Annotated in this window: 11 protein-coding genes; 3 read left to right on the top strand and 8 right to left on the bottom strand. The window is 54.7% G+C overall.

Annotated features, from left to right (window positions below; all coding sequences use genetic code 11):
• Positions 1-84: 84 nt before the first annotated feature.
• Positions 85-759: a response regulator transcription factor gene (locus C7820_RS22955; protein WP_076173037.1), complete on the top strand. Its 675-nt coding sequence runs from the start codon at positions 85-87 to the stop codon at positions 757-759.
• Positions 756-2,105, top strand: a complete 1,350-nt coding sequence (locus C7820_RS22950) for a sensor histidine kinase (protein WP_309545779.1) — start codon at positions 756-758, stop codon at positions 2,103-2,105. Before C7820_RS22955 ends, C7820_RS22950 begins: the two co-directional genes overlap by 4 nt.
• On the opposite strand, the gene C7820_RS22945 is transcribed toward C7820_RS22950, so the two are convergent.
• From C7820_RS22945 to C7820_RS22930, 4 genes are all read right to left on the bottom strand, one after another.
• Positions 2,074-4,713 (bottom strand): winged helix-turn-helix domain-containing protein, encoded by a 2,640-nt coding sequence (locus C7820_RS22945; protein WP_116232994.1) that lies wholly within the window; start codon positions 4,711-4,713, stop codon positions 2,074-2,076. The genes C7820_RS22950 and C7820_RS22945 overlap by 32 nt on opposite strands.
• A gap of 345 nt (positions 4,714-5,058) precedes the next feature.
• A complete protein-coding gene (locus tag C7820_RS22940; protein ID WP_116232993.1) occupies positions 5,059-5,721 on the bottom strand; it encodes a DUF2642 domain-containing protein in 663 nt (220 codons plus the stop codon).
• A 13-nt stretch (positions 5,722-5,734) separates the two neighbouring features.
• The gene (locus C7820_RS22935; protein WP_116232992.1) at positions 5,735-7,078 is read right to left on the bottom strand and encodes an arsenic transporter; all 1,344 of its coding nucleotides are present in this window, start codon (positions 7,076-7,078) and stop codon (positions 5,735-5,737) included.
• Positions 7,079-7,283: 205 nt separating this feature from the next.
• Entirely contained in the window at positions 7,284-8,105 is an 822-nt protein-coding gene (locus C7820_RS22930; protein WP_147306300.1) for a hypothetical protein, read from the bottom strand.
• 324 nt (positions 8,106-8,429) lie between these two features.
• Here C7820_RS22930 and C7820_RS22925 point away from each other — a divergent pair, with 324 nt between their 5' ends.
• Positions 8,430-9,479, top strand: a complete 1,050-nt coding sequence (locus C7820_RS22925) for a CotH kinase family protein (protein ID WP_116232990.1) — start codon at positions 8,430-8,432, stop codon at positions 9,477-9,479.
• A gap of 86 nt (positions 9,480-9,565) precedes the next feature.
• Here C7820_RS22925 and C7820_RS22920 read toward each other — a convergent pair whose 3' ends face one another.
• From C7820_RS22920 to C7820_RS22905, 4 genes are all read right to left on the bottom strand, one after another.
• Positions 9,566-11,500, bottom strand: coding sequence for an ABC transporter permease (locus tag C7820_RS22920; RefSeq protein ID WP_116232989.1), 1,935 nt, complete (start codon positions 11,498-11,500; stop codon positions 9,566-9,568).
• Positions 11,475-12,248, bottom strand: a complete 774-nt coding sequence (locus C7820_RS22915; protein WP_116232988.1) for an ABC transporter ATP-binding protein — start codon at positions 12,246-12,248, stop codon at positions 11,475-11,477. The genes C7820_RS22920 and C7820_RS22915 overlap by 26 nt, the downstream gene beginning before the upstream one ends.
• A gap of 265 nt (positions 12,249-12,513) precedes the next feature.
• Entirely contained in the window at positions 12,514-13,518 is a 1,005-nt protein-coding gene (locus C7820_RS22910) for a sensor histidine kinase (protein WP_181909182.1), read from the bottom strand.
• 2 nt (positions 13,519-13,520) lie between these two features.
• The gene (locus tag C7820_RS22905) at positions 13,521-14,216 is read right to left on the bottom strand and encodes a response regulator transcription factor (protein ID WP_116232986.1); all 696 of its coding nucleotides are present in this window, start codon (positions 14,214-14,216) and stop codon (positions 13,521-13,523) included.
• Between the last annotated feature and the right edge of the window lie 40 nt (positions 14,217-14,256).

Raw genomic sequence — 14,256 nt, 5'->3', positions numbered from 1 at the left:
GTTGGGGCATGGATGCACGGAACGCATAAACGCGAACGTTCGCGTTCATTTCATATTTATTATTATAGAAAGGAGTGGGGCGACTTGGCTCATATACTGGTTGTCGACGACGATCCTCATATCCGGGAGCTCGTCAGCCATCTGCTGAAGAATGAGGGCTATACGATAGCGGAGGCGGCGAACGGAAATGAAGCCTTGGAGGCAATGGAGTCGTTCAAGGCCGATCTGGTCATCCTCGATATTATGATGCCGGGCATGGACGGCTGGGAGCTGTGCCGTGAGCTGGATGCGGCCTATGACATCCCGCTGCTGATGCTGACGGCCAAAGGTGAGACTTCGCAAAAGGTCAAAGGGTTTGAGCTCGGGACCGACGACTATCTCGTCAAACCGTTTGACCCGCTCGAGCTGACCGTCCGGGTGAAGGCGCTGCTCAAACGTTATAAAATATCGGCCTCGCAGGAAATCCAGTTTGGCGACGTGCGTCTGAACCGCAAAACGTACGAATGCTACGCAGGATCGGCTGCGCTGACGCTCCCGCTGAAGGAATTTGAGCTGCTGTTTTTGCTCGGCAGCTACCCGGGCAAGACGTTTTCCCGGGATCAAATCATTGAACATATTTGGGGCTATGACTATGAAGGTGACGAACGGACCGTCGATGTGCATATCAAGCGGCTGCGGGAACGGTTTGCCGACCAGCAGGACCGCTTTCAGATCCGCACGATCCGCGGCCTCGGCTACCGGCTCGAGGTGCTGTCATGAAGGAGCGGGAGCAGGGGCCGGTTGATGCGTTCCAGGCTGACGTTACCGATGCCCGTTCCGGGAACCTGGAGCGAAGCGGGCCGGATCGTTACAGCACACAGCGGGAACGGATTCAGCGCCGCCGTCTGGATCGGGAGCAGAACGAAACGTGGCAGCGCATGAATCACGCGAGGGGGACGAAGCCGGAGGACCGGCAGGAGGCCCACCGGCTCAAGAAGGAAGAGCGGAGAAGAAAGCGGGAGGAAATTGCGAAGCGGAGGGAGGATGAGATTCGGGGCATGGACGGTGAGCCGCCGAACTTTTGGCTGCGCGTCCGGATCATCTTTTTCATGATCCTTGTGCTGTCAGCGCTCATCGTTTGCTGGACCGCCGCGTTCTATTTAACTCACGGCCTTCGCTGGCACATCTCCCCCCTCGTGAGGCAGCTGCTGAATTCCGTGCTGGGATTCGTCATTTTCGGTGTTTCCATCTCGATTATTTCGCGTTTTGCGAAGCGGAGGCAGTCGGAGTTTTACCAATTGGTCATCGATGCGCTGAAGCGAATCTCCAAAGGTGATTTCAAGGTGGAAATTCCGGTGTTCGGTGAAAACGGCCACTGGGGCGGAATTGTGAAGGGGATCAACAACATGGCCGCCGACCTGAACAACTTGGAGCATATGCGCCAGGAGTTTATATCGAACGTGTCCCACGAGATTCAATCCCCGCTGACTTCGATCAGCGGCTTTGCCCGCGTCCTGCGAGAGGAGAACCTGAGCCCCGGCCAGCGGGACCATTACTTGAACATTATTGAGGAGGAGAGCGTACGGCTCTCCCGGCTGTCGGAGAACATGCTGCGCCTGGCGTCGCTGGATTCCGACAAACATCCGTTTCACGCTGAACCCGTCCGGCTGGACAAACAGCTGCAGATGCTCGTTCTCGCCTGTGAGCCCCAGTGGCAGGGCAAGGACCTCGATATGTCCGTAGAGTTTGAACCCGTGACGATCGATGCGGATCGGGATTTGCTCAGCCAGGTCTGGGTGAATCTGCTCCATAATGCGATTAAGTTTACGCCGGAGGGCGGAACGGTCCAGGTTTTTCTCGAGGAGAGCGGGCAGGAAGCCGTCGTACGCGTCAGGGACTCGGGCATTGGCATTTCGGCCGAAGACCTCGAGCATATTTTTGAAAGATTCTTTAAAGCGGATAAATCAAGAACCCGCTCCGGCGGGGGAAGCGGGCTGGGACTGTCGATTATTCAGAAAATCGTGCAGATGCACGGCGGCAGCGTCTCGGTCCAAAGCGCTCCGGGAGAAGGCACGGAGATGACGGTCCGGCTGCCTAAGACAGCAGACCGAGCTGCCGGGCCGTAACGAGCGCCTGGGTTCGCGAGGATACGCCTAGCTTTTCATACAGGCGGGATAAGTAGACCTTAATGGTCCCTTCCGACAGCGCCAGCTCGGCGGCCATCTCCTTATTGCTCGCCCCTTGGCCGATCAGCCGGAGCAGCTCGGATTCGCTGCGGCTCAGCGGCTCGGCCGAAGCAGCCGGAGCGGCAGCCGCAGCCGCCGTCTCCTGCATGGCCATGGGGAATAGCCTCAGAAGCGTGAGGACATAATCTCCGGATACTTCCCCCGGGAGCCCGGCCCCAAAGTCCTCATGGCTTCCACCGTACTCTCCGCGAATGACGGCCGCCTCATACCGGCCAAGCAGCGACATCATCGGCTTGCCCTCATCCACGAAACTCCGGATATACCCGTTCTGTTCTCCCAGGAACAGGGCGATATGGAGGTGGCGGAGGGCGGCCGTTTTTTGCCCCAGCTGTTCCTTCAGCAGCGCCTGCAGGATATGGTTCTCCACGATGCCGGAAACGAGCTGCTCGCGCTCCGATTGGGGCAGCAGATGCTCCAGAATCCGCAGCGCCTCGTTCTCCTTCCGCTGCTTGCCAAGCAGGCGCACAAGCGTCATCATTTCATACTCCCGCTGAAATGTCGGCTTGTCCTTGGCGGACAGCCCCAGCCGGGCCATCAGCTTCTTGGCGGCCGGCATCTGCCCGTCCGCAAGATGCATGCGGATTTTGAATGCCGTCAGCAGATGGACCCAGGGCGCACCCCAACCGGCAGAAGCTGAGAGCGGGGCATCCAGCACCTCGTCGATGACGTCATGAGCCAGAGCGGTCCGGTCGTCCGCAATGAGCAAGCGTGCCTTCATGAGCAGCATGGGGACGAGCAATCCCGGTACGTTTAATTTTTCGGTCAGAGCCGTCATCTCCTGGAGCATTTGGCGGCACTCGCCAAGGTGGTTCCATTCATAATATCCTTCAACGAGCGATTGCTTCACATAGAGATGAATGAGCGACCCCTGCCAGCCATGGGCGGCGAGCACACCCATAAACAGCGTGCCGATTTTTTCCGTGTCCGCCGACAGAACTCCTTTCAACCCCAGAGCGGTCCGTCTCACAAGAGGCTCCGTTTTGTTGTAGTTAAACATATAATAAGTCGGGTTAGCCGGGAGGATATCGTCCAGCATGGTACCGATGAAGGCAAACCAATTCGTGAAGTCTCCGCTGGCGAACATCAGATTGGAACGGACGAACAGGATGCCGCTCTGCAGCTGCTTCAGCCGCTCCGGTTCCTTCAGCATCCGGGTCGACGCCTCCAGTGATCCGAGTCTGGCTTCCGCCTGGCCGAAGTGCCCGGTGAGCACCAATACGAACGCGTACAGGAGCGACAGCTCCATAGACAGCTCATAGGCTGGCGGGAATCCCTCGAACCAGCGCAGCAGGACGGAAACTTCCCCGCGCTCCAGCACGGCTGGAATATGCTGCTCGAGCAGGCGGCCCGCCTCGGCGTAGTCTCCGGCAGCCATCGCGTGGTCTACGGCTTCGTCCAGCAATCCGCGGGACGCAAAGCCCCGGCTTGCCAGCCGGTTCAGACGCAACCATTCATCGGGCTGATGCCGCTTGAGGTGTTCCCGGACAAATCCGGCGAATAAATGGTGGTAGCGGAACCATTCATGCTTCAGGTCCAGCGGGATGAGAAATAAATTGAACCGGCGGGCCGCGTCAAGCTTGTCCCCGCTGGCAGGGTCGCCTGTGAGCAGGCTGCATATGCCTGCATCCATCCGGTCGAGAACGGCCGTCGTCAGCACGAACGATCTCAAGTCGGCAGGAAGCTGCGCAAGTACCTCCTGAAAAAGGTAATCGGCCACATCCCGGTGGTCCCCATAGAACCCTTCGATCCATCGGTCCACGTCTTCCGCCGCTCTTAAAGAGAGCAAGGCCAGCTGCAGACCGGCCGCCCATCCCTCGGTCCGTTCCGCAATCCGGTCGATCTGCCGCGGGGTCAGCCGCATGATGCCGGACTTGTGGTAAAACTGCTCGGACTCGTCCCGGGTAAACTGGAGCCTGTCGGCGCCAATGACGATGCATTCCCGCTTGGAGAGCCATTTGGATGCAGGAAAAGGTACTTCCTTGCGGCTCGCGATCGTCACATGGAGGGTGGGAGGCATATAGTCGATCAGGTAAGACAAGCCGTTATGGATGCGGTCATCCTCTATCCAATGATAATCGTCCAATACGAGCTTTACAGGCTCGGACAGTCCATAAAGCTCATTCATTAACGCATCCAGGAAGGCGTCTGCCGACAGGGAAGGCAGGGCATTGGCCAGTTCAAGCATTCGCAGGGCTGCCGGGGCCGGCAGGACTTCCGCCAATGCAAACGCTGCATAGCGCCAGAACCGGACCGGATCGTTGTCACGGCCGTCCAGCGCCAGCCAGGCGCAGTTGACGCCTTCGCTTCGGGCCCACTGCGTCAACAGGGTGGTTTTGCCTGAGCCGGCAGGGGCGTAAATCAAGGTGAGTCTGCCATGCACACCACCCGACAGAGATTGAAGCAGGCGTTCCCTCTCGACCAGGCCATCCTTCGGAAAGGGCAGGGTGATTTTTGTTTTTAAGATGATTGCATCGGTCCGCGTGATCATTGTATCCTCCAAATTTCCGACAAAATGGATGCCTTTTCCGTACTTTTTCTCTCATTATATAAAAAAACGGCCGATCCGTTAACTTTCGTTAATCGCCAAAGGCCTGTTCTTCGGTTAAAATATGCGCAGATCGGAAAGTAAGACGGTGAGCCGGTCACCCCAGTTAACCAAACAACACCATTCTCCCCACGCAGGGTCCCTGCTCCTGGGTCCTAGATCCCCCTCCCCCACAACTCTGCCGCGAAGCTCCCCGGAAACCGGAAATGGCCCCCCTGCCAGATTCCGGCGTTATGCAAAAATGCAAAAACAGCCAATCAGAGCATGCTCTGCATTGGCTGTTTTTGGTTAGGGAAGATGAATGGATTTGATATGATCCGTGTGAAGAAGGATGGTTTGGCCTCCCGCCTCGATCAGCTCTATAATATGACTGTCTACTTTTTTGAGGAGCCCGGCTTTGAGGGGGGATTCACCCAAATCGAACACGACCAGACCATTCTGGAATTTTTCAAGCTGCTGTTCCAAGTTCCGCGATAGGGCCGGTGTTCCCGGCTGCACGGGAAAATGCGAATCGCTCAAATCATAGGGGGTCATATTCGGAGGGTACGGAGACAAATATTTTACATGGTGCAGCGGGATATAGACGGTATGGTGAACAGGGGAGTAGAAAAGGAAATAATCATTCATAATGCTGGTTACATACCCATGAATCGAGCTGGCACCGCCAAGATGGATTTCCGTAAATATGCCTCTTGCATTCATCAGCATCTTGCGAAAAGAAATATGGGCATGGTCAAGAACGGGCTCTTTGTTGGCTTGAGACGAATCCTCGGCCTCCTCCATGACCTTCATGTGCTGAAGATGGTGTACCGGAGTGTAAATATATTTGTTTTCCGAGTAGAGGACCAAAATATCACTGCCGACATCAATGAGTTCACCGATGATCGGGATTTTATAGCCCGAGATCTTTAATTCTATTGTTTTTCCAAGTAGAGAACGGATGGACTCCATAGCTTGCCTCCTTTCATATGACATATTGAGTCCAGAGATAAAGGCTGGCGAGGCTGACGATTAGACCGACAGGTATCACAATGAACGTAACGCGCATATACTGCTTCCATGTGATATGAATTTTGCTGCTTCTTAACAAGAACATCCATATCAAGGTAGCGAGGGTTCCGACGGGCGTCAACAGCGAACCGATGTCGCTTCCGATAATCGTTGCCATATAAGCGAGATGGACATGCTGCGGATCAAGTCCCATGCCGAGCACCGCTAAGGTTCCGATCATGACGGACGGCAGGTTATTCACGATATTGGACAACAGGGTCAGCAAAAGTCCGAATGCGGCGATCAGACTGGCTTCACCCATGCCGGCAAAAGGTTGTAATCCGTTGATTAAAGCGGCGGTTAACCCGGCGTTATCCAGGCTTTTGACGATAATATAGATGCTGAAGGCGAACAGCAGGATATGCCAAGGCGTCTTCGTGACGATGTCCTTGACCCCTGTTTTGGTCCGAAACCAGCGGACGAAAACGATGAGGGCAGCCCCGGTGATTGCGACATACTCGAGCGGTATACCCAAGCTTGCTGCTAGAAAAAAACCTGCCCGGAAGAGGACTACGATGCAGATGCTGACACGAAACAGCCACCAGTCGATTTGGGTTCTGGATTCGGTTGGCTGTTGAAGCGGGTGGATGTTAACTAATGAATAATCACGGGCGGGGTTACGGGAGATGGTAACGGGTATCTGTTTGCGGAAATAAAGGTAGAGCAGCATGGCGATCGTTGCGATCCCGATCATAGAGGGGACGAACATAATTAGGGTATAGCTGTTCAGGTCCAGGCCTACGATATTAAGCGCAATGAGATTCGCGAGGTTGCTCACGCCGATCGGTGCGCTGGATGCCGTTGCGATGAGTGCGCCGGAAAGGAGATACGGTATTTTTTGATGCGGCTTTAATTTCAGCATCGAGCAGATTTGAATAATGATGGGCGTTGTGATCAGGATACTGCCATCGTTATTAAAGAAAATCGTCATTAGGAAGCAGAGCAGGATCACGTACCAGAACAGTTTTCGGCCGGAACCGTTTACCCGTTCAATCAGGTTGAGAGCAACCCAGCGAAAAACACCGACGCTGTCCAGCACCAGGGACATCACGATTGTAGACAGAATCGTCACAGCGGCTCCGGAAACGATGTTGAAAATGGTGATCAGGTCCGTTAAAGGGACGACCCCGGCGGCGAGCAGAATAAATGCTCCGGCGGTGGTTGAAATGGATTCGTTGATTCCGCGGGGGCGCCACATTAAGAAAATGACGGTGATGGCAAATACGCCGACTGTTAGCCACATTTGGTAGTCAGACATTTACTTTGACTCACCTCCCAGGGGGAGAACACTGGATACTGGCTGAATGACTGGATCTGCGGTCCGTGTAGCTTTTCCTGGACGAATCATCCAGTACAACGGGATTCCGGCAATTAAAACTGCAATAAATACATACATGGTTTATTCCCCCCTTTGTGGATTGGATTCAACGCGAAAGGTTTATTTGGTTGAATGCAGTCATGGCTTATTTGCCGATTTTGCGCTTGCGCACCGTACGTTTAATCGTTTTGGTCTTTCTCCAGGATCTGTTAGCCCATTCCATGGCCCCTCTTGTCAGATTACCTTTGGTATGGTTGCCACGAGTTTGGTTGCCGCGGGTTTTGTTGCCACGAGTTTGGTTGCCACGAGTTTGGTTGCCGCGGGTTTGATTACCACGAGTTTGGTTGCCACGAGTTTGGTTGCCGCGGGTTTGATTACCACGAGTTTGGTTGCCGCGAGTTTTGTTACCTCTAGTTTGATTGCCCCGGGTTTGGTTGCCTTTGGTTTGATTACCGCGGGTTTGGTTACCTTTGCTTTGGTTGCCTCCAGACTGATTGCCTTTAGATTGGTTTTTGTTACCGCCGCTCTTGTTCTTGTTTCCTCCACTGGTGTTCGAGCCGATTACCATAACGGATTTTACATGGAATATCGGAATACTGATGACTTCATCTTTTTTGGCTACCACCGTCAATGTGGATTGGTTCACATCCGCAACCACACCTTCGACTTTTTCGGGTCCGCCGCGGTTAATCTGTACGCGTTGGTAGCGGAGCGCGTGCAGCAATCCGGCGAAGTTTCCTGCCATAATCGGGTCCACCGTCATGGCTTTTGCCCCTCCGGATTTGCCTGTGCTGCTGATGCTTTTGATATGGGTGCTGTTGACATAGACGATGCCCTCTTTCGTCGCAACGGCCAGGTAACCGTTTTGTATCCCCACCAGAACACCTACGATCGAGTCCGGCCCGCCGCGATTGATTTTCACCTCGCTCCCGATGGAGTTCATTGTGTTAAGACCTGCTAACGACATACCAATTACCCCTTCCAAGATAGTTTGGATAGTCTCATGAAGGGCTTTATTTGTCCTTCGAGTCTATCTGTAATCTATTTATATGTGTCTTGGAAAAAAGGGGACTAGCCGAAAATACTAGATTATCCAAAATCAAACCGGAGTCTATCTTTCTATGTCTGCCGAATAGATTTTACACTAGAAAGGCGTCAGCCCTTACGTGAACTGCCGGCGCCGCATAGGTTGAACAAAGCCTAAATAGGGCAAATGATCACGCCGTGTTCCGCCCCAGTGGGCCGGGCAGGCCGTAGATCAGGCGATTCAATCTAGAAGGGCGGTTACGGCATGGGTCTGCCTGTATACCGGATCGAGTTAAAGGATTCGGCGATGAAAAAGCTGGAGAGCAACATATGGTCCGATTCGTTTGTCAGTGGAACGATGAGTATGGATGGCCGGAGGACGCCGATTCGTATTCGTTACCGCGGGGGCCATACCCGTGAATATCCGAAAAAATCCTATGAGATTCGGACGGCCAAGGTGACGTACCACTTTAACGCGGAACACGATGATCCGTCCCTGATGAGAAACGCCCTTTCATTTCATTATTTTAATGTGCTTGGCGTCCCCAGCCCCTCGACGAAACACTGCGTACTTTATATAAATGGAAAGAAGGAAGGGGTGTATTTAAGAATCGAGGCGGTGAAGTCCGCTTTTTTCCGCAAAAGGGGGCTCCATGCACGAAGCATCATCTATGCGGTCAATGATAATGCTGACTTTGCAATGCCGGAAAAAAATGCGAGGTCGAGCAGATTGCTGTCAGGATACGCTTTCATTAAAGGCGGCGAAACGGACAGGAACCGCCTCAGCGACTTCATCCGCAGCATTAACCGGAAAAAAGGGACTGAGCTAAGCGACTATCTTCGGCAGCGACTGGATATGGACAATTATTTACGCTGGTTATGCGGGGCGGTGCTGACGGGAAATTACGACGGGTTCCTCCAGAACTATACAATATTCGAATATGGCAAACGCAGTAAGTATGGAATGATCCCTTGGGATTATGAGGGCACATGGGGCAGAAACTGCTATGGTAAAGCTGTAAAATCCGACCTGGTCAGAATTAAGGGATACAACGTGCTGACTGGAAAAGTGCTGGCTTACAAGGCGAACAGACAGAAGTATAAGCGAATCCTTGAGCGGGCACTGGAATCTACCTTTACCGTATCCCGCCTGATGCCTGTGGTCAGGAAAATGCACAGCGCCATTGCTCAGGATATCTATGATGACCCTAAATATAAGTGGGATGTCGGTATCTTTGATACGGAACCGGATGTCATCAGGGAATATATTGAAGACCGGCGCCGGGATATCAAGAATGAAATGGAGCAGCTTTGAGCGAGCCGTGGCTCCCCCGGCTACATAACAGAAGCCCTGGCACGCTTGCACGTACCAGGGCTTGCTTCCCAGGGATTGACCCCGCTTCAGATCATTTTCTGATGTAAATGATTTAAATAACGCCAGCGCGTGATCCAATAATAAACGACCTGGATCGCCAGGAACGTGGCGAAGATGGCCAGCGTATGCGAAGCGACGGAGAAGTCGACCAGCTGCTGCAGGGCCAGAAAGGCGACGCTGCTGTGGATGACCGCCACCAGCATCGGCAGGAAGAACATCAGCAGCAGCTGTCTCGAGACGGTTCGCCCCAATTCCCTCCGGCTTAAGCCTACCTTGGAGATCATCCTATACTGCTCTTCGTCCCGGGCCAGGTCGGCATAGAGCCGGAAGTAGATGAAACTGGCGGCAAAGGTGAAGAACACGATCCCGACGAGCCCGCTGACGATCAGCAGCAGGCCGTTTAACTGCCGGGACTCGACCCAGTCGATGACAAGCGCCTGGAAGTTGTAATTCATATTTCCCGACTCATCGACGTCATTATTAATGGTGTCGCGGAGCTCCTGCGCGATGCGCAGCGTGTGATGCCAGTCCGGGACGACAAACTGCACAGAGACGATCTTGAGCAGATTGCCGGCGTTCACCTTCGCATAGTCTGCATCGGACACGACATACACGTTGGTGGTATTGGGTACGACGATATGCGGCAGCGCTTTGAGCAGAGGCAGGGTCATTTCCGAGCCTTCCTTCGTCAGGGTCAGGCTGTCCTGGGTTAATCCGTCCAGCTTGAACTCGCCGGTTTGCGTGACCGTCGAGGGCGTTGCGAGTGCTTCCCCTTCACGAAGCGTCTCCTGCTCGTAACCGAGGGCCGCAGCCAGACGGTTATAATCGTCCAGCTTGATCAGCATGAACCCGTTATCCGAATAAGTCGGGATATAAGATACTTTGCGGTAGTCAAAACCCTCTCTCCGCAGCGTGTCTTCAATGAGGCGGACATGCTTCTGCTCCAACGAATTTTTATGGTCCGAATCATTGTATGAATCGTACGTGAACGCATACGGATTCTTCATCGCGGCGAGCCCGGGGTCGCCAATGGCCAGCGCGGTTCCGATCCCGGTAAAAGCGGTAGCGGAAATGACCGCAACCATGAAGAACATGACGGCATTGTCCCGCAACCGGTAGATCAGCTCGGAAATCGTCAGCAGGTTCGTCCGCTTGAGGAAGATACGGGGCCGCTTCTTCATCGCTCTCATTACGTACACGCTGAGCTGGGTGAACAGAAAGTACGTGCCGACGATGACCAGGGCCACGCCGCCAAGCAGCAGAGGGAATGAGAACATCCGGCGCAGCGCGAACAGAAACACGCAGGCGTAGCCGAGCAGGATGAGCAGGGCGGATAGGACGGACAGCAGGACCGATGCCTTCGGTTCGGGCTTGGGTTTATCCTCCGCTTTGATCAGCTCGATGAGCGTGCCTTTCCGGGTCATCACCGAGGTGAAGGAAGCGACCAGCAGAAACAGTAGCAGGTAAGCCCCGGCAGTCAGCAGGATCGCTTTTCCCGGCAGGTAAAAGGGCAGCCCGTCGACGATCGCCAGCATTGAAGCGGAGATGAGCAGGATCAGCTTCGAGAACACGGCCCCGACGATGATCCCGGCGATAATGGCGGCGGCGCCGATCGCGATATTTTCAATAAAAAGCATCCGGTTCAGCTGTTTGCGGGACATGCCGAGCAGGAGCAGAATGCCGAATTCCTTTTTACGCAGCTTGATAAACGAAGACGCTGAGTACAGCAGGAAAAAGAACGAGAAAATGAACACGATACATTGGGACACCCGCAGCCCCATCGTGCCGAGTATGCTCAGCGTTCCGCTGGAAGACACGATGTTTCCCTTCAGGTCGGGATGAAAGAGCAGCAGGGCATAGATGAAGAAAATCATGACCGAAAAGGCGCTGCTCAGAAAATGGGCGACGTACGCCCGCTTGTTCCGGAAGACGTTATTAAAGGCGAACTGGCGAAAATTCATGTCCGTTCCCTCCCAGCAGCGACAGCACGTTAATGATCTTTTGGTAGAACGCCGCGCGGTTATCCCCGTCATGGATTTCGTTGTACAGCTGGCCGTCTTTGATAAAAATAACGCGGTGACAGTAGCTCGCCGCCACCGGATCGTGGGTGACGAGCAGCATCGTGGCCCCGTCCTCCTGATTGCGCTTCTCCAGAATTTCCATCACGTCGCGCGCCGCCTTGGAGTCCAGGTTGCCTGTCGGCTCGTCGGCCAGCAGCAGCTTCGGCCGGTGGATCAGCGCCCGCGCGATCGCGGTTCGCTGCGCCTGCCCTCCGGATATCTCGTAGGTTCGCTTATCCAGGATCGGGGTAATGCCAAGTTTCTCGGCCAGCAAGGCGACCCGCTCGTTCATTTCCTGCACGCCGACACCATCCAGCGTTAACGGCAGTATAATGTTCTCCTTCACCGTCAGCGTATGAAGCAGATTGAACGACTGAAAGACGAAGCCCAGCTCCCGGCGGCGGAACAGTGCCAGCTGATCTTGGGACAGGCGGTACGGGTCTTCCCCGCCGATGCGGATTTCGCCCGAGGTCGGGCGGTCGATGGTCGACACGATGTTCAGCAGGGTCGTTTTCCCGCTGCCGGACGGCCCCATGATGCCGACAAACTCGCCTTCCTGAATTGTTAAATCGATATTGGACAGAGCCTCGTAGGAAACCATGCCTTTATAAATTTTGCCTATATTTTTGGCGGATAAAATGTCCGTCATTCGAAGCACTCCTTCTCTTCAACCCGGACACCTGCCCGCGCGGGAGAGCGGCGGAACCGGCGGTCCGTTCAATTTCAGACCCCACAAGATCAGTGATGGCGCATCGATGTAAAGAGATGATTTGCGGGGTTCATCTAGGTCCAGTGTAAGCGATGGAGCCCAAATCTCCTATGGATGGACCTTTCAGCAATCTTACACGGATGTAAGCTTGCGTCACCGCCTGCAGGCTTGTCTTGTCCGGACGCGCGGCAAAAAGGCGCCGAAATCAACGATTCCGCACCTGTACCTGCGAGCGCTCAAAATGGAGACGGACCGCCGTCCCTTCCCCGGGCACCGATTCAATGCGAATGCCGTGGCCCAGCTTGTCCGCGACCTCTTTTACGAGATACAGCCCCATACCCGTCGATTCCTTGAACCTGCGGCCGTTCTCGCCCGTGTAGAAGGGACGGAAGACCCGTCCGAGATCCGCCTTCGGGATGCCGACGCCCCGGTCCCGGATTTCCAGGGTCAAGGAACGGTCGTCTTCTGTCCTGGCCGAAACCGTAATTTTGCTGCCGGTGCCGGCGGCATATTTGATGGCGTTGGACAACAGCTGCTCGAGCATGAACCGCATCCATTTGGCATCGGTTTGCACCATAACCCCGTCGTCCACCTGAACTTCCGGATACACATGACTGCGGATAAAATACCGCTTCAGCTCATGCACCGTCTCGTTTACGGCCTGTCGGAGCCCGACGGGCTCCACGCTGAAGTCCTGCTCGAAGGTTTCGAGACGGGACACGTACAGCACCATCTCCAGACCGCGCCGGATGCGGTCGGTTTCTTCCGATATGCTGAGCAGACGCTCATCGTCTTCACCCTGCGTAATCATTTCGATGACGGATACCGGCGTCTTCATCTGATGCACCCACTGGTTCATGAAGGTCAGGTGCTCCTGCTGCTTGCGTTCCCAGGTCTGAAGCAGGTTCTGGTAATGCCGGTACTGCGTCTCCAGCAGGTGGTTGAAGGCTTGGGACACCGGTGCGGTACCGCCTGCGGCGATCGACTCGTTCAAGGCTTCAAATGGACGGGATAAGCGCATGTACAGCAGCCGCTGGCTGAAGAAACGAAAGATGAGATATCCGGCCAAAATAAACAGGCCGAGAAAAATGCCATAGAGCGCCGTGAGCGGATGGTCGTATCCGTCAAACCAGAACACAGCCACAACGGCCAGCAGTTCCAGCATCGTGAAGATCAGCAGCGGAATATGGTCGCGAATGAAGAGCTTCAACGTCATGCCTCATCCTTCCATGCCATATTGAGACGGTAGCCCGAGCCGCGCACCGTTTCCAGCGCCTCCCCGATGCCCAGCTCCGCCAGCCTTTTGCGGACACGGGTAATATTCACGCTCAAGGTGTTGTCGTCCACGAACGTGTCGTCCCACAGCTTCTCGAGGATCGTCTCCCGGGAGACCAGCCGCGGGCTGCGTTCCAGCAGGGTTTCGATCAGGATCGTTTCCTTCCGGGTCAGGGAGATCCGCTTGTCCCCCAGCTTCAGCTCCATTCGTTCGGGATACAGGACGAGCCCGGCTTGTTCGACCGTCCGCTCGCCGCCGGCAGCGTAATCCCCGTAGACCCGCCGGAGCTGGCTGCGGATTTTGGCCATCACGATTTCGTAATGAAACGGCTTGGTGATATAGTCGTCGCCGCCGTTCTCGAGGGCCATAACCTGGTCCATTTTCTCGTTGCGGGCCGAAATAAAAATGATCGGACAGGTCGACACCTGACGGATCTGCCGGCACCAGTAGTAGCCGTCGAAGCTCGGCAGGTTAACATCCAGCAGCACGATATGGGGGGCGGCCGCCGTAAACTCATCCAGCACACGGTCGAAATCGTGAATCACGATGGCCTCGTCTCCGTATTTTTGGATATGGGACTGAAGCAGACCGGCGATCTTCGGATCGTCCTCGACGATCAATATTTTATACATATCCGAATTCTCCTTATGAGAGCAGTACTCGTGTTCCTAT

The organism is Paenibacillus sp. VMFN-D1, assembly GCF_003386155.1.
Taxonomy (GTDB): domain Bacteria; phylum Bacillota; class Bacilli; order Paenibacillales; family Paenibacillaceae; genus Paenibacillus_AQ; species Paenibacillus_AQ favisporus.
This window is presented reverse-complemented; position numbering and strand designations above follow the sequence as displayed.